This window comes from Exiguobacterium sp. s35, assembly GCF_018617535.1.
Classification (GTDB): domain Bacteria; phylum Bacillota; class Bacilli; order Exiguobacteriales; family Exiguobacteriaceae; genus Exiguobacterium; species Exiguobacterium aestuarii.
Genome location: NZ_JACSKI010000002.1, coordinates 15,394 through 34,465, shown reverse-complemented (window position 1 = coordinate 34,465; position 19,072 = coordinate 15,394). Strand labels below are relative to the sequence as shown.

19 protein-coding genes are annotated in these 19,072 nt (G+C 49.1%); 1 reads left to right on the top strand and 18 read right to left on the bottom strand.

Features of this window, described 5'->3' with window-relative positions:
* Positions 1-5 precede the first annotated feature (5 nt).
* The 14 genes from KNO75_RS10600 to KNO75_RS10535 form a co-directional block, all read right to left on the bottom strand.
* Positions 6-830, bottom strand: a complete 825-nt coding sequence (locus tag KNO75_RS10600; RefSeq protein WP_214789956.1) for a two-component system regulatory protein YycI — start codon at positions 828-830, stop codon at positions 6-8.
* Positions 817-2,199 (bottom strand): two-component system activity regulator YycH, encoded by a 1,383-nt coding sequence (yycH, locus tag KNO75_RS10595; RefSeq protein ID WP_214795791.1) that lies wholly within the window; start codon positions 2,197-2,199, stop codon positions 817-819. Before yycH ends, KNO75_RS10600 begins: the two co-directional genes overlap by 14 nt.
* Positions 2,199-4,040 (bottom strand): cell wall metabolism sensor histidine kinase WalK, encoded by a 1,842-nt coding sequence (gene walK, locus KNO75_RS10590; protein ID WP_074034022.1) that lies wholly within the window; start codon positions 4,038-4,040, stop codon positions 2,199-2,201. Before walK ends, yycH begins: the two co-directional genes overlap by 1 nt.
* A 3-nt stretch (positions 4,041-4,043) precedes the next feature.
* A complete protein-coding gene (gene yycF / locus KNO75_RS10585) occupies positions 4,044-4,754 on the bottom strand; it encodes a response regulator YycF (protein ID WP_214696534.1) in 711 nt (236 codons plus the stop codon).
* Positions 4,755-4,875: 121 nt separating this feature from the next.
* On the bottom strand, positions 4,876-6,165 hold the full coding sequence (locus tag KNO75_RS10580) for an adenylosuccinate synthase (protein WP_214789946.1): 1,290 nt from the start codon (positions 6,163-6,165) through the stop codon (positions 4,876-4,878).
* Positions 6,166-6,323: 158 nt separating this feature from the next.
* A complete protein-coding gene (gene dnaB, locus KNO75_RS10575; protein ID WP_015880235.1) occupies positions 6,324-7,676 on the bottom strand; it encodes a replicative DNA helicase in 1,353 nt (450 codons plus the stop codon).
* Between the two features lie 17 nt (positions 7,677-7,693).
* Entirely contained in the window at positions 7,694-8,137 is a 444-nt protein-coding gene (gene rplI, locus KNO75_RS10570) for a 50S ribosomal protein L9 (RefSeq protein WP_214696532.1), read from the bottom strand.
* Positions 8,134-10,125, bottom strand: a complete 1,992-nt coding sequence (locus KNO75_RS10565; RefSeq protein ID WP_214789944.1) for a DHH family phosphoesterase — start codon at positions 10,123-10,125, stop codon at positions 8,134-8,136. The genes rplI and KNO75_RS10565 overlap by 4 nt, the downstream gene beginning before the upstream one ends.
* 151 nt (positions 10,126-10,276) lie before the next feature.
* Positions 10,277-10,507 (bottom strand): 30S ribosomal protein S18, encoded by a 231-nt coding sequence (rpsR, locus tag KNO75_RS10560; protein ID WP_015880232.1) that lies wholly within the window; start codon positions 10,505-10,507, stop codon positions 10,277-10,279.
* A 43-nt stretch (positions 10,508-10,550) separates the two neighbouring features.
* Positions 10,551-11,060, bottom strand: coding sequence for a single-stranded DNA-binding protein (gene ssb / locus KNO75_RS10555; protein WP_015880231.1), 510 nt, complete (start codon positions 11,058-11,060; stop codon positions 10,551-10,553).
* A 37-nt stretch (positions 11,061-11,097) separates the two neighbouring features.
* The gene (gene rpsF / locus KNO75_RS10550; RefSeq protein WP_074034039.1) at positions 11,098-11,385 is read right to left on the bottom strand and encodes a 30S ribosomal protein S6; all 288 of its coding nucleotides are present in this window, start codon (positions 11,383-11,385) and stop codon (positions 11,098-11,100) included.
* Between the two features lie 131 nt (positions 11,386-11,516).
* Positions 11,517-12,617, bottom strand: coding sequence for a redox-regulated ATPase YchF (ychF, locus tag KNO75_RS10545; RefSeq protein WP_214821856.1), 1,101 nt, complete (start codon positions 12,615-12,617; stop codon positions 11,517-11,519).
* A 153-nt stretch (positions 12,618-12,770) separates the two neighbouring features.
* A complete protein-coding gene (locus KNO75_RS10540) occupies positions 12,771-12,974 on the bottom strand; it encodes a DUF951 domain-containing protein (protein WP_214696523.1) in 204 nt (67 codons plus the stop codon).
* Positions 12,964-13,905 (bottom strand): mechanosensitive ion channel family protein, encoded by a 942-nt coding sequence (locus KNO75_RS10535; protein WP_214789939.1) that lies wholly within the window; start codon positions 13,903-13,905, stop codon positions 12,964-12,966. Before KNO75_RS10535 ends, KNO75_RS10540 begins: the two co-directional genes overlap by 11 nt.
* Before the next feature lie 170 nt (positions 13,906-14,075).
* Here KNO75_RS10535 and yyaC point away from each other — a divergent pair, with 170 nt between their 5' ends.
* Positions 14,076-14,702, top strand: a complete 627-nt coding sequence (gene yyaC / locus KNO75_RS10530; RefSeq protein WP_214795779.1) for a spore protease YyaC — start codon at positions 14,076-14,078, stop codon at positions 14,700-14,702.
* Here the strand turns inward: yyaC and KNO75_RS10525 are convergent.
* From KNO75_RS10525 to mnmG, 4 genes are all read right to left on the bottom strand, one after another.
* Positions 14,675-15,457, bottom strand: coding sequence for a ParB/RepB/Spo0J family partition protein (locus KNO75_RS10525; protein WP_074034048.1), 783 nt, complete (start codon positions 15,455-15,457; stop codon positions 14,675-14,677). The two genes, yyaC and KNO75_RS10525, sit on opposite strands and share 28 nt — an antisense overlap.
* A gap of 36 nt (positions 15,458-15,493) precedes the next feature.
* Entirely contained in the window at positions 15,494-16,378 is an 885-nt protein-coding gene (noc, locus tag KNO75_RS10520) for a nucleoid occlusion protein (protein WP_074034050.1), read from the bottom strand.
* A gap of 80 nt (positions 16,379-16,458) precedes the next feature.
* A complete protein-coding gene (rsmG, locus tag KNO75_RS10515) occupies positions 16,459-17,175 on the bottom strand; it encodes a 16S rRNA (guanine(527)-N(7))-methyltransferase RsmG (RefSeq protein ID WP_214821845.1) in 717 nt (238 codons plus the stop codon).
* 4 nt (positions 17,176-17,179) lie between these two features.
* Positions 17,180-19,066: a tRNA uridine-5-carboxymethylaminomethyl(34) synthesis enzyme MnmG gene (gene mnmG, locus KNO75_RS10510; RefSeq protein WP_214821843.1), complete on the bottom strand. Its 1,887-nt coding sequence runs from the start codon at positions 19,064-19,066 to the stop codon at positions 17,180-17,182.
* Positions 19,067-19,072: the final 6 nt, after the last annotated feature.

Genomic DNA, 19,072 nt, shown 5'->3' with positions numbered 1-19,072 from the left:
TCCTTTCATTCTTTCGTTTCGAACTCGACGCGCTCTACCGTCCCATCGATGGCATTGACGAAATACACATAATCGTCGATCGCGACCGACCAGAGCGGTGGCATGATAATCAAACCGCCAGAGCTGTCGAGTGGTAAGCTATAAAACCCTGTGTTGATGGCCCGCATCTCTTGGTTCGGTTGGAAATACTTCCGTGACGCGAGTTGAGAGATGGCTTCACTGGCCGTTAACACGAGATCGTCCTGCGGTTTTGATGAGATGTCTTTCAAGTGACGTTGTTTATAATCCGTCACTTCATATTCCTCATTCAATTGAATCAAGATGAGGGATGGTCCGATATACATCTCCGAATCTCCCTCGACTTCGGGTGCCGAGAAAATCTTATTGTCTTCAAACGTTTGGACGAAGGCGATTTGTCTCGTCTTTTCATCATATCGCCAGTATGCATACTCTTCTCCGAACGGGACATATTCTGCCACGAACGTCGAAGCGGTCGTTCTCAAATCTTTTGCATCGAGCGGCACCGGCTGCTTCAGTTCGACTTCGAGTTGCATGTTGTCGAGCGTCGTCGCCAGTTGGGCATCACGATTTTTCGTGATCATCGCGGCCGACATCTCTTCAGACGACCCCGTCAAATATCCGATATCCCGACCCATTCGTGGCAATTTTGCCGGGTCGACATTTCGTTGATCTAAAATTTGTGCAATCGACGTATTGTCATTCGTCACGACTTCAGTCGCCCATGTTTCGGTCACCAATTGGAACAACAGATAGATGTTCAGGGCGAGGAAGGCGAAGATTAAAATCGTTTTCGCTTTACTCCAATCCACGATACATCATCCTTTCTGTCCAATCTTCTGACTGATTGTATGGGACCCAACGTCCGGCTTCACGTACGAACCAATTCGGTGAGAACGTCACATATCGGCTCGTATCTTCGTTATATTCAATCTCATAACCGATTCGAATCTCGGTCACGTTCTCAAACCGTCCAGAATTGATAAGTGTACCGAGTACTTCTTCTGCGTCAGCCAGCTGCGTCGTGCCGACTGTGATCAAGCGGTCAATCTCTAAGTGATGTCGTGTGATCGATCGGACTTGTGCCCCGTCGTTTTCCACACGCAATGTGGATAAGTCGATGGCGTCATTGTTTATAAACGCCTCACGTTGGCTAAAGACCGGGAATCCTTTCACATGAAAACGGAATACGGTCGTTTCAAAGCCTTTGTTCGCCGGTGTGATCGCATCGAAACGAAGCGAGAGTCCTTGATTCTCCGAAGACTCGTCGACCCATCCACCATGGAAATTCACGAATTCAACAATCGAATCCAATCCGAGTGCCGTTTCCCGCTCAGTGCTGTTTCGAGACAAGTTCCGATAGCGACTCGCGTTCAGCTTCGCGTCATATTCTGCTACGCTGACACCGTTCGTCAATGCACCGACCGAACTTGCCGGATCGACTTCTTGGACGTTCGGGTCGCCTGGGAAGAACGTGTCCCGCATCCAGTCGAGACGCGCATCGATTTGAATCGACGATACGTCATACGCGAACAACTCATTCATCTCCGGTCCGACGACCGGGATGTAGTTCACGCGTTCATCCGTATACGTCACCCGTTTCATCGTGCGACCCGAGTTTTTCAAAAACAGACTGTTCACGTCGCCGTTTCCAACCTTCGTCAACTTCCCTTCCCAAATCGATTGGTCACTCATGATCGTCCGGATAGTAAACGCATTGTCGTCCATGTAGATGAGCACACGCTGCGGAATCTTCCCAGACAGACTGTACGTGCCCGGCAACATGTAGCTGAGCGTATCCGCATAGTAAGCTTCCGGTAAAATCAACTCGAGCCCTTCGTTGATATCTGTGTAAAAGCTCGGGATATTCTTCGCGGCGAGCGGTTTGAACTCACTCGCTTCAAACGTATCCCGAATGACCCGCATCAACTGCTTCGGGGTGTTCTTCGAAGCGAAGACGGCGTTGTTGTCATGAACGACCGCCTGCACCGGAATGACGACTTGATTCGCCCGGCGTTGTAATGATTCGTCCACCGTCGTCAGCTGTGTCTCCGATTGGACTGACTGATAGGTGGGATGATAATCCCACAAAATGATGGTTTGAACAATCGACGTGACGATTAACGTGAGCAAAAGCAACGACTTCCATAGTTCTGGCTTTGCAATCGTAAACCGTTTCATCAATCATTCACCTCCACAATCGTATCGAACGGAATCGTGAAGTAAATCGTCGTGCCGCGGCCAAATTCACTCTCTGCCCAGATGTCCCCACCGTGAGCGGATACGACTTCTTTGGCAATCGATAGACCGAGTCCGGTTCCACCGATATTACGCGCCCGCGCCTTATCGACACGATAGAAGCGTTCGAAAATTTTCTTCAAGTTCGACTTCGGAATCCCGACCCCTTCATCTTTGATGCCGATGACGAGGCGTTTCGCCCGAAGCATCGTCCGGAACGTGATCGTACCGCCCTCCGGCGAGAACTTGATGGCATTCGTGATGATGTTATCAATCACTTGTGTCATCTTATCCTGGTCGGCATGCACATACACGCGGCGTTTCATCAGTTTCCGGCGGAATTGAATTGCGTCACCTTTCGTCATCTCGTGACGGTCGATGATGTCATTAAAGAACTGCACAAAATCGAACTTCACTTTCTGCATCTTATATTCTTTACTGTCCATCTTCGAGAGTTGCAACAAGTCGTTGACGAGGCGAATCATCCGCTCCGTCTCGTTTTGCGTCGTCTCTAGGAAACGCGGTGCCAACTCATCGTCCTGATAGGCGCCTTCTGCAAGGACCTCCAAGTAACTGCGCATCGTCGTGAGCGGTGTCCGCAACTCGTGACTGACGTTTGCGACGAACTCACGGCGATCTTGTTCGACCTGCTCTTGTTCGGTGACGTCGTGCAAGACGACGATGAGACCTGTGATCGGCCCGCTATGTTTTTGAATCGGTGAGAAATAGGCTCGGACGAGGAACAGTTCCTCATCCGTACTGAGGTCAATCAGTTTCGCCGGCATCGTCCCATCCTCCGGGATGACAATCTCTTCTTCGAACGCGAGGAGGCTTTGTAAATTCATTCCCATCGCCTCTTCTTCGTCGACCCCGATCATATCGCGTGCCTGGTCGTTCATTAAAATGACCCGTAACGAACGGTCGGTTGCGACCACACCGTCCGACATGTTCTCGAGGACACTCGTCAATCGGCGACGCTCGGCTTCCGTCGTTGCATTCGCCTCCATCAACTCGTCTGTCAATTCGTTGAACGCATATGCGAGTTGACCGACCTCGTCATCCGAGTACACTTTAACCTTCCGCGAGAAGTTCCCTTTTCGCATCTCGACGGCTTGCCGACGCATATCGGCAATCGGTCGTGTGATCGTTCGAGATAACAGGATACCGAGGAAGGACGTGATGATCAATGCGATGACCGTCCCTGTTGCGAGGATGCGGATGACTTGTTCCATCTGGTTATAGATGGATTGCATCGATGCCTCGATATAGATCATGCCGATTGTGGTTCCGTCTACTTCCGATTTGACTGGAACGGCGACGACACGCATCCGATCATTCGAATCTTCATAGACGAGCGTCTCTTGTGCGCCGCCTGTCGCGAATGATTTTTGAATAAACGTACTCGCCGTCCGTTGTCCGACGAGACTTTGATTATTTTGGTTCGAGGTCGCCCGTACGACACTGTTCGTGTCGATGATTTGGACTTCTCGAATGTCGTCAGCTAGCGTCGTGCTCTCGGTAAAGTCAGACAGCAGCTGATCCAGTAACTGGTTCAACTGCTGGTCCGTGGTCGAGTCACTCTCGTTCGCGGCGATCCCCTCACTGACGTTATAGCTCAGTAGGTTCGCCCGGTCGACGAGTGACTGCGAGAAGTTGTTGATGTATTGCCGTTCCAAAGAACGCACAAAGTACACGCCGATGACTTGCATCGCAACGAGAATGAGCAGCGCATAGATGACGACGAGCTTCCACTGGATTGATTTAAAGAAGTTCGTCCGTTTCATCGTTTAATCTTCTTCTCCTGCCTTCAAATAATACCCGACTCCGCGACGTGTGATGATATACGTCGGTGTCGATGGGTTGTCTTCTACTTTTTCGCGAAGACGGCGTACGGTGACATCCACGGTACGAACGTCCCCGAAGTAATCATAGCCCCATACGGTTTGGAGCAAATGCTCACGCGTCATCACTTGGCCGATATTTTGCGCGAGGTAATGAATCAATTCGAACTCGCGATGCGTCAGCTCGATCTTCTCTTCCCGTTTCGTCACCATGTACGAGTCCGGGTGAATCGTCAAGTCGCCGATCACGATATCGTTCGCGTTCGCACCTTTTGCTTCAGGCGCCGGCGCTGTCGCATGACGTCGCATGTTCGCTTTGACGCGAGCCAACAACTCACGTGAGCTGAACGGTTTCGTGACGTAATCATCCGCACCAAGCTCTAGCCCGAGCACTTTATCGATTTCTGAGTCTTTTGCCGTCAACATGATGATTGGCATGTCATACTTCTTGCGTACCTCACGGCATACTTCCATGCCGTCTTTAAGCGGCAGCATAATATCGAGCAGGATGAGATCCGGTTGAATCTCTTCTACTTTCACGAGCGCCTCTTCGCCGTCGTATGCGACATGCACCTGGTAACCTTCTTTTTCAAGTTTAAACTTCAATATATCTGCGATTGGTTGTTCGTCATCTACCACTAAAATCGTACGATCCATTCAGTGAGTCCTCCTCTTATCATTAAACGTACATGCCTACATTGTAACTCTTTTTATACAGCTTAGAAAGCGTGGTCCATTTCCGTGGAAATGAAAAAGAGAGCCGCAATGGCTCCCTTTCTTATGCTTCGTAAATGTCACGCAAGATGACCGTCTGCTCACGAGCCGGTCCGACCGAGAAGGTCAATAACTCAATACCCGTCAATTCTTCGATGCGACGCACGTAACGCTTCGCATTCTCTGGAAGATCGTCGAAGTTACGGACGCCCGTAATATCTTCTGTCCAGCCAGGAAGTTCTTCGTACACTGGTACACACTTCTCAAGGACACGGAAGTTCGGTGGGTATTCGTCAAGATGCTTTCCTTCGTACTCATACGATGTACAAATCTTGAGCGTCTCAAGACCTGTCAATACATCGATTGAGTTGAGGCAAAGATCTGTGATCCCGCTGACACGACGTGAGTGACGGACGACGACCGAGTCGAACCAGCCGACACGACGTGGACGGCCTGTTGTCGTTCCGTATTCTTTCCCGACTTCACGGATTGTATGACCAATCTCATCATCGAGTTGTGTCGGGAACGGACCGTCACCGACGCGTGACGTGTATGCCTTACAGACGCCGACAACGTGATGAATTTTCGATGGGCCGATTCCGGCACCACTTGATACACCGCCTGATGCTGCGTTCGACGATGTGACGAACGGGTACGTTCCGTGGTCGATATCGAGAAGGACACCTTGTGCTCCCTCAAAGAGAACCTTCTTCTCTTCGTCGAGCGCATCGTTCAAGACGACAGATGTATCACACACGTATTTCGCGAACTGTTGGCCATACGCGTAGTACTCTTCAAAGATATCATCAAATTCGACTGGGTCGACCTCATACATTTTCACGAACATGCGGTTTTTCAATTCGAGAACGGTCTTTAATTTCTCCGCAAACACTTCTTTGTCGAGAAGGTCCGCGATACGAATCCCGATGCGTGCCGCTTTGTCCATGTATGCTGGACCGATTCCTTTAAGTGTCGTCCCGACTTTCGCATCACCTTTTGCATCTTCCTCTAAACGGTCTTGAAGTTGGTGATACGGCAAGATGATATGCGCCCGGTTCGAGATACGGAGGTTGTCCGTGCTCACACCGCGCTCATGTAAGTAAGCAAGTTCCGTCACGAGTGATTTCGGGTTGACGACCATTCCGTTCCCGATGACACACGTCTTATCCGAATAGAAGATACCCGACGGAATGAGGTGAAGTTTATATTTCGTATCATTGAAGACGATCGTGTGACCAGCGTTGTCTCCCCCTTGATAACGCGCGACGACTTCGGCTTGTTTCGATAAGAAATCGGTGATTTTCCCTTTCCCTTCATCGCCCCACTGCGTTCCCACTACGACTACTGATGACATAATGAATCCTCCTTATTAATCAACGTTCTGTTCAAACCATCCGTAAGTGTACACTTGAAAAGCAAGAAAGTCAATCCAATACCGAACGTTTTATACAACATGTAACTATTCGTTCGTTATTTTATGACTGACCTATACAAAAAAAGACACCACCGACGTTACATCGGTGGCGCGAAGGCTTGTGTCTCCATATTGACGAACTTGTTGTACTCTTTCCGGAAGGAGAGCTTGACCGTACCGGTCGGACCGTTACGTTGTTTCGCAATGATGATTTCAATCGTATTGGCGTCTTCACTCTCTTTATCGTAATAGTCATCACGATAGAGGAAGGCAACGATATCGGCATCCTGCTCAATCGCTCCCGATTCACGGATATCCGACATCATCGGGCGCTTGTCTTGACGGCTCTCTACTCCACGTGAGAGCTGCGACAAGGCGATGACGGGTACTTGGAGTTCCCGCGCAATCGCTTTGAGCGTACGCGAGATTTCAGAAACTTCCTGTTGGCGGTTCTCGCCCGGCTTCCCGTTCCCGACGATGAGCTGCAAGTAGTCAATCATGATCATCCCGAGACCATGTTCTTGCTTCAAGCGACGACATTTCGCCCGAATCTCGTTGACACGAAGACCTGGCGTATCGTCGATATAGATGCCCGCTTGGGAGAGCGATGACATCGCAAGTGACAAGCGACCCCAGTCTTCCGCTTCAAGACGACCGGTCCGGAGGCGTTGGGCATCGATATTCCCTTCCGCACACAACATACGCATGACGAGCTGTTCCGCACCCATCTCTAAACTGAAGATGGCGACGTTCTCGCCCGTACGGACGGCAACGTTTTGCGAGATGTTCAAGGCGAATGCGGTCTTCCCAACAGATGGACGAGCGGCCACGATAATCAAATCGTTTCGTTGGAAACCGGCCGTCATCTTATCCAAATCGGTAAACCCTGTCGCAATACCGGTGATTTCACCGCTCGACTGATGCAGCTTTTCAATCGTCGAATAGGCATCCGATAGGACGGAACCAATCGGATGGAAACTCGATTGCCCCTTACGTTGCGATACTTTTAAAATGTTCCGTTCTGCATCTGAGAGGACAGAATCGACCTCATCTTGGCGCTCATAACCATCTGAAACGATATTTGTCGCCGTTCGAATCAGGCGACGAAGTGCTGCTTTTTGGTCGACGACATTCAAATAATAGCCGATGTTCCCGATGGCCGGGACCGATTCCGCGACCTCGGCCAAATAGTTGAGGCCGCCGATTTCGTCTAAAATGCCCTGCGCCTGAAGCTCTGAACTGAGCGTGACCAAGTCGACAAGTTCACCCCGGTCATTGATCTTTAACATCGCTTCAAAGATGCGTTGGTGGCTGACGCGATAAAAGTCGTCCGGGTCGACCCGCTCTGAGGCCGTGATCAGCCGGTCCGAATCGAGGATGATCGCCCCTAAGACGGCTTGCTCCGCTTCCACGCTATGTGGTGGTGTATTGACTTGAATCGCATCACTCATCCGTCTCTACCTCACCTTCAGGCTTCTTGTACATGTACGTTCAACGTCGCGACGACGTCATGGTGCAACTTCACTGGCACTTTTGTGAAACCGAGCGCCTTGATCGGGTGCTCGAGCTCGATTTTACGCTTATCGATTTTGTAACCCATCGATTTGAGGGCATCTGCGATTTGTTTGCTCGTGACCGATCCGAACACGCGTCCACCTTCACCGGCTTTCGTCGTAACGGCAATCGTCTCTTTTTCAAGTTTCGCTTTGAGTTGTTGCGCTTCTTTCAACTCTTCTTCTGCCGCTTCTTCGGCACGACGCTCTTTCGCTGCGAACGCTTTTAAGTTTCCAGGTGTCGCTTCAACCGCCAAGTTTTTCTTGAACAAGACGTTTTTCGCGTAAGCATCGGCTACGTTCTTCACTTCTCCAGCTTTCCCTTGCCCTTTTACATCTACTTTCAAAATGACTTTCATTCTAATTCCTCTCCTTCAGTATCATCTGTCAAATAATGATCAATCGCCTCTTTTAACAAGACGTTTGCTTGTTCGCGACTCATCTCGAGTTGTGTCGCCGCATTCGTCAAATGTCCGCCCCCATCGAGCATTTCCATGATGACTTGGACGTTGACGTCACCAAGCGACCTAGCGCTGATGCCCGTTCGCCCATCTGGTAAAATCGCGATGACGAACGAGGCTTTGACACCTTCCATATTGAGCAATTGGTCTGCCGACTGGGCAATCAATACTTGATGATGAGCCTCGTCGTCAGAAGCGACCGCAATCGCCATACCATCTGCGTAAATCTCGGTGTTTTTCAAAATCTGTGACTGCTCGATATAGGCATCGAGGTCTTGACGCATGAAGTGCTGCACGAGCACCGTGTCAGCTCCCTGAATGCGTAAGTAGGACGCCGCATCGAACGTACGTGAACCTGTGCGGAGCGTAAAGCCTTTCGTATCGACCATGATTCCTGCAAGAAGTGACGTCGCCTCGAGAATCGAGAGCTTGCGACTTCCCGCCTGATACTCAATCAACTCCGTGACGAGCTCACATGTCGATGAGGCGTAAGGCTCCATGTACACCAGGACCGGGTCCTCGATGAATTCTTCCCCGCGACGATGGTGGTCGATTACGACGACGCGCTCCGCCCGATACAAGATATCCTTTGAAATGACGAGTGAAGGACGATGCGTGTCGACGACGACAAGGAGTGTCTGTTCGTCGATGAGCGGCTGTGCTTCATATTCGGTCAAGAACTGACTATATAAGGAGTCATCGTTCTCCACTTCTTGAACGAGCCGTTGAATACCGATGCTCGTCTCACCTGACGGCATCACTACATACGCCTCACGTCCGACAAACTCAGCCAATTTCATGATCCCGATGGAAGCTCCGAGCGAGTCCATATCTGGATTTTTATGTCCCATGATGAGGACGCGGCTCGACTCCCGAATCAAATCACGCATCGAGTTCGAGATGACACGTGCCCGGACGCGCGTCCGTTTCTCCGTCGGATTTGTCTTTCCTCCAAAGAAGCGGACTTTTCCGTTATGACGTTTGACGACGGCCTGGTCACCACCGCGACCTAGTCCGAGATCGAGGCTCGATTGCGATAAATTACCGAGCTCCGTCAATGTCGTCTCTCCACATCCAATTCCAATCGATAACGTCAACGGAATTTTTTGTTCCTTCGTCGCATCGCGCACTTCATCCAAAATCGAAAAACGATTGTTTTCAAGCTCGGACAATGTCCGCTCGTTCATCACGAGGAAAAAGCGGTCAGCTGCCGTACGGCGCATGTAGACATGATGTCGCTGCGCCCATTGGTTGAGAAGCACCGTCACACGACGATTCACGTCACTGCGCACTTGCTCATCCACCGCAGTCGACATCTCGTCATAGTTATCTAAATACAAAATACCAATGACCGTTTGTGTTTGAACATACTTTTGCTCAATCTCCGCTTCTTCGGTCATGTCAAACAAATAGAGTGTTTGATGTGTTTGATTGTAATAGACACGGTAGACGCGGTCACCCACTTCAATCGTGGCTTCATCCTCTTCTTCTTCAATCAATTCATCGAATGCGGAATGGAGCGCATCGAGCGGTACACCAATCGCCATATCGAGTTCGAAGATCAATCGCGATTGTTCGTTAAACCAACTGATGCGTCGGTCTTGATCAAAGACTAAAATCCCGATCGGCATCGTCGTCAACGCTTCTTTCCCGACCTCCTCGATTTGATGAGAGAGTGAGAGGACATACTGTTCCCAATTTTTACGTTCCCGTCGCATCGTCACTTGCTGATAGATATAAAAGATCAGCGTGCCCATAAACAGGGTGATTGCTGCCACAATGCTGTAGAACGCCAATCCAAACGAGACAAAAAATCCAATCACATATGGAATCATGTGCCGCGCGTATTGGTTCTTCACGGATGTTATTGCTTCACCACTGTGCATGTATGCCTCCTAAAATGAGTAATGTTCACCCATGGAATCGTAAAGGTTTCTGCTCTATCATACCATATTCGTCGGTTTCACTTACACACTTACAAACGAGGTAAAATACAAAAAAACGACTTATCCAAAAGGATAAGCCGTTCGTCAAACATTACTCTGCAACGTATGGAAGCAAAGCCATTTGACGTGAGCGCTTGATAGCGACAGTAAGTGGACGTTGGTATTTCGCTGAAGTACCAGTCACACGACGTGGAAGAATTTTACCACGCTCCGAAACGAAGCGTTTGAGCAATTCTACGTCTTTATAATCGATATGAGTGATGTTGTTCGACGTAAAGAAACATACTTTACGACGACGACGACCTCCTGGACGACGTGCCATGTGAAGACCTCCTTTATAAGTTAGTTTTTGTTGTCAATGATGATTAGAATGGCAGATCATCATCTGACAAGTCGATTTTGCCGCCACCCGAGAACGGATCTGCGTCAAAACCTTTATTCGAATTCGAGGACTGAGATGAAGTCGAAGCAGCTCCTGCGCCCCATCCTGATCCACTTGATTCACCACCACCGAAGACATCTCCAGATGGTGCTTGCTCACGTTGCCCTGAGGCTCCGCGTGGTTCAAGGAAGCGTACGCTGTCGGCGACTACTTCTGCCCGGTAACGACGTTGGCCATCTTGTCCTTCGTAACTACTGATTTGAAGGCGACCGTCAACGCCGGCCATGCTGCCCTTTTTCAAGTATTGTGCTACGTTCTCTGCTTGTTTACGCCAAACGACGCAATCAATAAAGTCCGTCTCGCGCTTCCCATCTTGTCCAGCGAATGGACGATCGCAAGCGAGAGTAAGGCGTGTTACGGCGATTCCGCTCTGCGTATAACGCATTTCCGGATCGCGAGTCAATCGACCAACTAACACAACTCGGTTAATCATCTCCAAGCTCCCCTTTCACGATACGAGACGTTAAGGATTAACGCTCGTCTTTTGTTGTCATTTGACGGACAACGTCGTCAGAGATCTTCATGAGACGCTCTGTTTCTTGGATCGCTTTAGGTTCAGCAACGATGTTAAGAAGAACGTAGTGTCCTTCGCGCATCTTGTTGATTTCATAAGCGAAACGACGTTTACCCATGTCTGTTGTTTTTTCAACAGTACCACCGTTTTCAGTGATGACGTTGTTGAAGCGCTCGATTAAAGCTTTCTTCGCTTCCTCATCAACTGATGGACGGATAATGTAAAGAAGTTCGTATTTACGCATTATCTTTCACCTCCTCTTGGACTAACGGCTCCTACCGGTTTGTAGGAGCAAGGAGCAAACAATTGTTTTACTCACGTCATAATATACTATCAAACTTCCTTGGTTTTTACAACACGTTTCCGTAAATCAACTTATACGTTGAATCGGAATGTGACAACGTCGCCATCTTGGAAGACATATTCTTTACCTTCCGAACGAAGCTTCCCTTGTTCTTTCACTGTCGTCATGTTGCCAGCTGCTGAAAGATCTTCATACGCCACGACTTCGGCACGAATGAAGCCACGTTCGAAGTCAGAGTGAATGACACCGGCACATTGTGGTGCTTTCATTCCTTGTTTGAACGTCCAAGCGCGAACTTCTTTCTCACCTGCCGTGAAGTACGTCGCAAGACCAAGTGTCGAATACGCCGCACGAATCAATTGATCGAGCCCTGACTCTTCAATACCGAGATCTTGTAAGAATTCGAGACGTTCTTCCGGTTCGAGCTCTGAAATTTCTTCTTCGATACGCGCACAGATGACGATGACTTTCGCACCTTCTGTTGCCGCATGGTCACGAACTGCTTGAACGTATTCATTTGAGTCCGCGTCTGCCACTTCGTCTTCACTCACGTTCGCCACATAGAGCATTGGCTTCATCGTCAACAATTGGAAGTGTTTCACGATTGCTAACTGGTCATCCGTGAGCTCTGCGACACGGGCTGGACGTTCTGCTTCTAAGACAGCTTGCACGATTTCGAGTGCCTCAAGTTCTTGCGCGGCACCTTTATCTTTTGATTTGACCATTTTTTGAACACGTGTGATACGTTTTTCAACTAACTCTAGGTCAGCTAAAATCAATTCAAGGTTGATCGTCGTGATGTCGTCAATCGGTGAGACGCGTCCCGAAACGTGCGTGATGTTCTCATCTTCAAAACAACGAACGACTTGGCAAATCGCATCAACTTCGCGAATGTTCGCCAAGAATTTATTTCCGAGCCCTTCACCTTTTGATGCTCCTTTAACGATTCCAGCGATATCTGTAAATTCGAACGCTGTCGGCACCGTCTTTTTCGGTTTGACGAGTTCCGTCAAACGATCAAGGCGCGCATCTGGTACTTCTACGACTCCGACGTTCGGGTCGATTGTCGCGAACGGATAGTTAGCCGCTTCGACTCCTGCTTGTGTAATCGCATTAAACAAAGTCGATTTCCCGACGTTTGGTAATCCGACAATTCCTGCTGTTAATCCCACTAGTAGTTCCTCCTCATCCGGTGTTTCCCGGGAAATGTTAAGCCGTCTGTGGAGTGGGTACCTTCAGTACACCACACCGTCACATCCTTCACAATTATAGTTAGTCCACGATTAAACCGCAACTCACGTTCATAACCTAAAGAAAAACGCCGCTTATTCTGCGGCGTTCCCTTGCTCAAGCACTTTCTTGAATCGCTTATCAAAGTCTCGGCGTTGCATGAGTACACTTGCTCCGCAGCCTTGACACTTGATGCGAATGTCCATCCCTACACGTGTGATTTGCCAGCGGTTCGTCTTGCAGGCATGTGGCTTTTTCATTTCCACAACATCGTTCAACGCATAAGTTTTACTGTGCATTTTCTGCTTCTCCTCCTTTAGGAGCTGGGTTCGGCGGTAACATGACCGTCCGTGGGTACGGAATTTCAATGCCTCGTTGGTCGAATCCTGCCTTCAACTCTTTATGCAAAATTCGTCCAGCTGCGAAGTGTTGAGTCGGTGGTACTTCTGCCATCAAGCGATAGACGACTTCTGAAGCTCCAAGTGATTGTACACCGGCGAGTGTGATCGGTTCGATGAAGAGGTCGTGATATTTCGCCTCAACTTCTTTTGCGATCTCTTTAATCGCCGACTCGACACGCTCCATATCCTCTTCATAGGCGACACCGACATCGACAACCGCCACACTATTTTCAAGCGAATAGTTCGTCACTTGCATAATTTGTCCGTTCGGAATGATAGAAACTTGTCCGTTCAACCCTTTTAGTTTCGTCGTTCGAATGCCGACCTCGATGACGACTCCTTCGACCTGTTGATTCAAACTGACATAATCCCCATTTTTATATTGGTTTTCAAAAATGATGAATGCGCCCGTAATGACGTCCTTCACCAAACTTTGTGCACCGAATGAAATCGCAAGACCTGCGACCCCGGCCGATGCGATCAAACCGGCGATATTGACGCCGAACTGTCCGAGCACCGTCAGGACCATGATCAACCCAATCACGTAACGAATCGTGTTTTGTGCGAGTTTTAATAACGTTTCATTTTGACGTTGAGCGACAATGTCATGCTCTTTTATTTTCCGAAGCGTAAACACGCGTTCGACCATCGTCGTCAAGATTCTTGTCGCAATGTATAAACCAAGAATGATGAGCGCTACCCCAGCGAGCTTAATCCCCAAGCCAATCCACATGTCTGTATCTTTAAAGTACTCCACGAATTGGTTCACGCTATCCATCGTTTCGTCTGCCACCGTGCTTAAATCTTTTTCTGTATTTTGCGAAGCCATCTTTTCACCTCAAAGTCGTAGATTCTAAATCATCAAAACATATTTCACGACTTTTCTCAAACGCCGCATTCGGAAGTTTAGAAGTTTTCCACTTTTGGGAATGGGTTAATACGAGATCAATCCCCTAACTGCAACTAGGAATAGGCAGCTCAGAAGAGAGGATGAGATTCATGCCGTTTCGCCTAAAACCTCATAAACCATACTCTTTCTTCATTGAACACACTGAACGGAGTGGATCCAGATTACTTGCGGACCAGCTTCATGAACAGTTGGTCAATGAAACCCATCGCCCCATTGTCCTTGTTTGCATCGGTTCGGATCGTTCGACCGGTGATTCTCTTGGTCCACTCGTCGGAACGTTTTTAGAAGAGCGTCGCATTCGTAATTTACACGTATACGGTACGTTGACGAAACCCGTACACGCGCTCAACTTAGTGGAGACGTTACATGAGATTCAAACGCGCTTCCATCAACCGCTCATCATCGCCATCGATGCCTGTCTCGGACGTTTGTCGAGCGTTGGCTATATCTTCTTCTCCGAAGGACCACTCGCCCCAGGTGCAGGTGTCCAAAAAGAACTCCCTGCAGTCGGCGCTTATAATATCAAAGCCGTCGTGAATGTCAGTGGGTTCATGGAAATGATGATTCTACAAAACACACGTCTCCATCTCGTATACGAACTCGCACGCTTCATCACGGAAGGCTTTGTCGATTTTGATTCACGCATCGGACGCCTTCATCAAGAAGAAGCCGCGATCACAAGGCTTCGTCAGTCACGGGACGAGTCAAAGTCTTGAGGAGACAACAGCGTAAGTAGTTGTTCTAAATCGTCTTGTGAAAAGTACTTTAATTCTAAGACCCCGCCCTTTCGGCGAGGACGAATCGACACATCCATTTGAAGACGCTCTGCAAGCACCGCTTCGACCGCTTCGATATCTGCGTTCGATTGCTTCAGCGTCTTTTTTGCTGTGCGCTCTTTTTGTAAGTAACGCTCGAGTCGACGTACCGTCCAGTGCTCAGCAATCACCCGTTTTGCAATCTGTTCCATCGCCTGTTCCGATTTCATGCCTGTAATCGCCCGTGCATGACCCATCGTCAAATCCCCGACCATGACCGCGTGCTGGACCGCGCTCGGTAAACGAAGCAAGCGCAAACTGTTCGTCACATGACTTCTGCTTTTTCCGACCCGATCTGCCAGTTGCTGTTGCGTCAGTCCGAGCGTCTGCATCAATTGCTCGTAGGCGACTGCTTCTTCGATGGCGTTCAAGTCGGCCCGCTGAATGTTTTCAATCAATGCCAACTCCATGACGCGATCCGAGTCCGCCGTGACGACTAAAGCGGGAATATCTTCTTTACCGGCGAGTTTTGCCGCTTGGAATCGTCTTTCACCGGCGATGATCTCATAGTACCCAGTCGCTTTTCGAACAACGATCGGCTGCAACACACCATACCGTTCAATCGACTGACGCAATTCTTCTAGCTTTTCCACCTCAAATTGTTTACGTGGTTGGTTCGGGTTTGGGCGAATGAATTTTAAAGCTAATCGTTCCATCTACAAACCTCCTTCATCGTATGAAAAAGCACGGACTCATTTTTGAGGCCGCGCTTTCGGGATGCGAATTCGAATTTCAACAAATTCCTCTTCGTCTACTTCTTCAGTTTGGACATCAATCCCTGTTTTCCCAATCAAATCGATCGAGTCACGAATCGTATTGATGGCGATTCGTGTATCACGCGCAAAACTCTTCGTTCGACGACGTTGCTTTTTCGGCTTACGTTTTTCTTCTTCGATTGGTGTTGTCAAAAAGGCGACTCGTTCCTCAGTCTCTTTGACGTTGTAATCCTGTTCCAACACTTCCACGAGCACTTGGAGCTGTAACCCCTCTTCTTTTAATGGCAAGAGTGCACGGGCGTGTCGCTCGTTGATGCGACGATCACGAAGCGACTGCTTCACGTCCTCAGGCAACTTCAACAGTCGCAACTTGTTCGCAATCGTAGACTGGCTCTTCCCTAAACTCTTCGCTAACGCATCTTGCGTCAATCCGTTCAAGGCGAGCAACCGGTCATACGCCTCCGCCTCTTCAATCGGACTCAACTGCTCACGTTGTAAGTTTTCAATCAATGCGAGCGCAGCCGTCGTATCATCATCCATATCGCGAACAATTGCCGGAATCGCCGACCAGCCAAGCGATTTCACGGCTCGGAAACGGCGCTCCCCTGCGATGATTTCATAGCAGTCCCCGTCTGCCTTTCGAACCACGATCGGTTGAAGCAGTCCATGTTCCGAAATCGTCGTTGCTAACTCTTCAATTTTTGCCGGTTCGAATACTTTACGCGGTTGATATCGGTTCGGACGCAATCGTGACAACGAGAGCTCCTGCACCGTGTCGTCCGCTCGAACTTCCGCAATCTGCGTCACGGCAACTTCATCTTTTCGATTCACACCGAACAATTTCGCAAATCTATTCTTCAACGTCGGGCACCCCTTTTATGTAAAAAAATAAGCAGACTCCACCACTGGAATCTGCTTTTGTTTCACGTGAAACGACATCATCAGATAAGTGGCTCTTTCGCCGGCGTCCCCGCTTTACGCGGATATTTCCCGGGCGTTTTTCGTAGTTTATCTACAACTACGATATTACGCTCACTCATCTCTCCTGGCAATAGGAACTGGTGTGTCGCTTTTTCTTTCCCACCTAGAACAGCCAACGCATTTTTAGCGTCTTTCATCTCATCAGAAACTTTAGCCGCCTTAAGCGCGACAAAGCTTCCACCCACTTTCGTGAGCGGCAGGCAATACTCAGCCAACACTGTCATGCGGGCAACGGCTCGCGCTGTGACGACATCAAACTGTTCGCGGAATTTTTTATTTTTCCCAAACTCTTCGGCACGACCATGATGGAAAGCGACACCTTCAAGTCCGAGGGCAAGAGCCAACTCATTCAAGAACGTGATGCGCTTATTCAATGAATCAATGATTGTGACATGTAAGTGAGGGAATAAAATCTTAAGGGGAAGACTCGGGAATCCAGCTCCCGCCCCTACATCACATACCGTTTCGACTTGCGTGAAGTCGAAGTGAAACGCTACGCTGAGCGAATCGTAAAAGTGTTTCAAATACACTTCTTCCTGGTCCGTGATGGCCGTCAAATTCATTTTTTCATTCCATTCAACGAGCATCTCGAAGTAGCGCTTGAACTGAGCGAGTTGTGTCTCGTTCAGTTCAAATCCTTTAGCCCGTAACGCTTCAATAAATTGAGATTCGTTCATCGTTTCACTCCACCGTCGCATATTGTCCTTGTTCGATATAGACGAGCAAGATTGACACGTCTGCAGGGTTTACGCCCGAGATTCGTGACGCTTGTCCGATCGAAAGTGGACGAACTTGTTTTAATTTTTGTTTCGCTTCTGTCGCAAGACCGCCGATCGCATCGTAATCCAAGTTCTCTGGAATTCGTTTTTCTTCCATGCGCCGCATCTTCTCGACTTGTTCGAGTTGTTTTGAAATATAGCCTTCGTACTTCACTTGAATTTCGACTTGCTCTTTTACTTCGAACGACAGCTCGTCCATGGATGGGACGACCGTCATGAGCGCCTCATACGTCACTTCTGGACGTTTCAACAAGATGTTGGCATGCGTCGCTTCTTTCAGCGGATGTGCACCGACTGATTCAAGCATCGCGTTCACTTCAGGTGTCGGTTTGACGACAAGTGAGGCGAGTCGCTTTACTTCTTTTTCAATCGCTTCACGCTTCTCATTGAGATGTGCATGGCGTTCCTCTGAAAGTAAGCCGATCTCGTGTCCGATGTCACTGAGGCGTAAGTCCGCGTTGTCGTGACGTAACAAGAGGCGATACTCGGCACGTGATGTGAGGAGACGATACGGTTCGTTCGTTCCTTTCGTCACGAGGTCATCGATTAAGACACCGATATATGCTTGGGAACGGTCAAGGATGACAGGATCTTTACCGAGCACTTTGCATGCAGCGTTGATCCCTGCCATGATTCCTTGTCCTGCCGCTTCTTCGTAGCCACTCGTTCCGTTGATTTGTCCCGCTGTAAAGAGTCCTGGGACTGCTTTTGTTTCGAGAGTCGGCCAAAGTTGCGTCGGTACGACCGCATCGTACTCAATCGCATAACCAGGACGCATCATCTCTGACTTTTCAAGACCCGGGATCGTCCGAAGCATTTGGTGTTGAACGTCTTCCGGCATACTCGTCGAGAAACCTTGAACGTATACTTCTTCTGTGTCGCGTCCTTCTGGTTCTAAGAAGATTTGGTGACGCGGTTTGTCATTGAAACGCACGACTTTATCTTCAATCGATGGACAGTAACGCGGCCCTGTACCTTTGATCGCACCTGAATACATCGGTGAACGGTGTAAGTTCTCATCAATCAATTGATGCGTACGTTCACTCGTATACGTGAGCCAGCATGGGATTTGTTCGATCGGATTCAAATCAGTCGACGTGTACGAGAAGAACGATGGGTTCTCATCCCCCGGCTGAATCTCAGTCTTCGAGTAATCGATGGTCTTCCCATCAATTCGCGGCGGTGTCCCTGTTTTGAATCGAACCAAATCGAGACCAAGTTCTTCTAAATGTTTCGACAGCTCGACCGACGGCATTTGGTTATTTGGACCACTCTCGTATGCCAATTCACCGATGATGATTTGACCTCGCATGAACGTTCCTGTCGTGACGATGACCGCTTTCGCGCGATATTCTGAACCCGTGTTCGTTACCACGCCACGCACTTCTCCATCTTCAACGAGCAATCGTTCGACAAGTGCTTGACGAAGCAATAGATTCGGCTCGTCTTCTAGCACTTTCTTCATATGATTTTGGTATTGGAATTTGTCCGCCTGTGCACGTAACGCACGTACCGCTGGACCTTTCGACGTATTAAGCATCTTCATTTGGATGTACGTCGCATCAATCGCACGCCCCATCTCTCCGCCGAGCGCATCGATTTCACGTACGACGATTCCTTTCGCCGGTCCGCCGATTGACGGGTTACAATACATGAACCCGACCATATCAGGGTTCATTGTCAGCATCGCTGTTTTGGCACCCATTCGAGCTGATGCGAGTGCCGCTTCAATCCCTGCGTGTCCGGCCCCGATGACGATTACGTCATATTCGCCTGCCGTATAAGCCATATTTGT

Bases quoted from the DNA above. Each gene is read 5' to 3' on its own strand.
- yycF (WP_214696534.1), bottom strand. From the start codon at position 4,754: ATGGATCGTACGATTTTAGTGGTAGATGACGAACAACCAATCGCAGAT.
- KNO75_RS10535 (WP_214789939.1), bottom strand. From the start codon at position 13,905: ATGGCTTCGCAAAATACAGAAAAAGATTTAAGCACGGTGGCAGACGAA.
- walK (WP_074034022.1), bottom strand. From the start codon at position 4,040: ATGAAACGGACGAACTTCTTTAAATCAATCCAGTGGAAGCTCGTCGTC.
- ssb (WP_015880231.1), bottom strand. From the start codon at position 11,060: ATGATTAACCGAGTTGTGTTAGTTGGTCGATTGACTCGCGATCCGGAA.
- rpsR (WP_015880232.1), bottom strand. From the start codon at position 10,507: ATGGCACGTCGTCCAGGAGGTCGTCGTCGTCGTAAAGTATGTTTCTTT.
- dnaB (WP_015880235.1), bottom strand. From the start codon at position 7,676: ATGAGTGATGCGATTCAAGTCAATACACCACCACATAGCGTGGAAGCG.
- KNO75_RS10525 (WP_074034048.1), bottom strand. From the start codon at position 15,457: ATGGAACGATTAGCTTTAAAATTCATTCGCCCAAACCCGAACCAACCA.
- rsmG (WP_214821845.1), bottom strand. From the start codon at position 17,175: ATGAACGAATCTCAATTTATTGAAGCGTTACGGGCTAAAGGATTTGAA.
- yyaC (WP_214795779.1), top strand. From the start codon at position 14,076: ATGCCGTTTCGCCTAAAACCTCATAAACCATACTCTTTCTTCATTGAA.
- rplI (WP_214696532.1), bottom strand. From the start codon at position 8,137: ATGAAAGTCATTTTGAAAGTAGATGTAAAAGGGCAAGGGAAAGCTGGA.
- KNO75_RS10580 (WP_214789946.1), bottom strand. From the start codon at position 6,165: ATGTCATCAGTAGTCGTAGTGGGAACGCAGTGGGGCGATGAAGGGAAA.
- KNO75_RS10565 (WP_214789944.1), bottom strand. From the start codon at position 10,125: ATGCACAGTGGTGAAGCAATAACATCCGTGAAGAACCAATACGCGCGG.
- yycH (WP_214795791.1), bottom strand. From the start codon at position 2,199: ATGAAACGGTTTACGATTGCAAAGCCAGAACTATGGAAGTCGTTGCTT.
- rpsF (WP_074034039.1), bottom strand. From the start codon at position 11,385: ATGCGTAAATACGAACTTCTTTACATTATCCGTCCATCAGTTGATGAG.
- KNO75_RS10540 (WP_214696523.1), bottom strand. From the start codon at position 12,974: ATGCACAGTAAAACTTATGCGTTGAACGATGTTGTGGAAATGAAAAAG.
- mnmG (WP_214821843.1), bottom strand. From the start codon at position 19,066: ATGGCTTATACGGCAGGCGAATATGACGTAATCGTCATCGGGGCCGGA.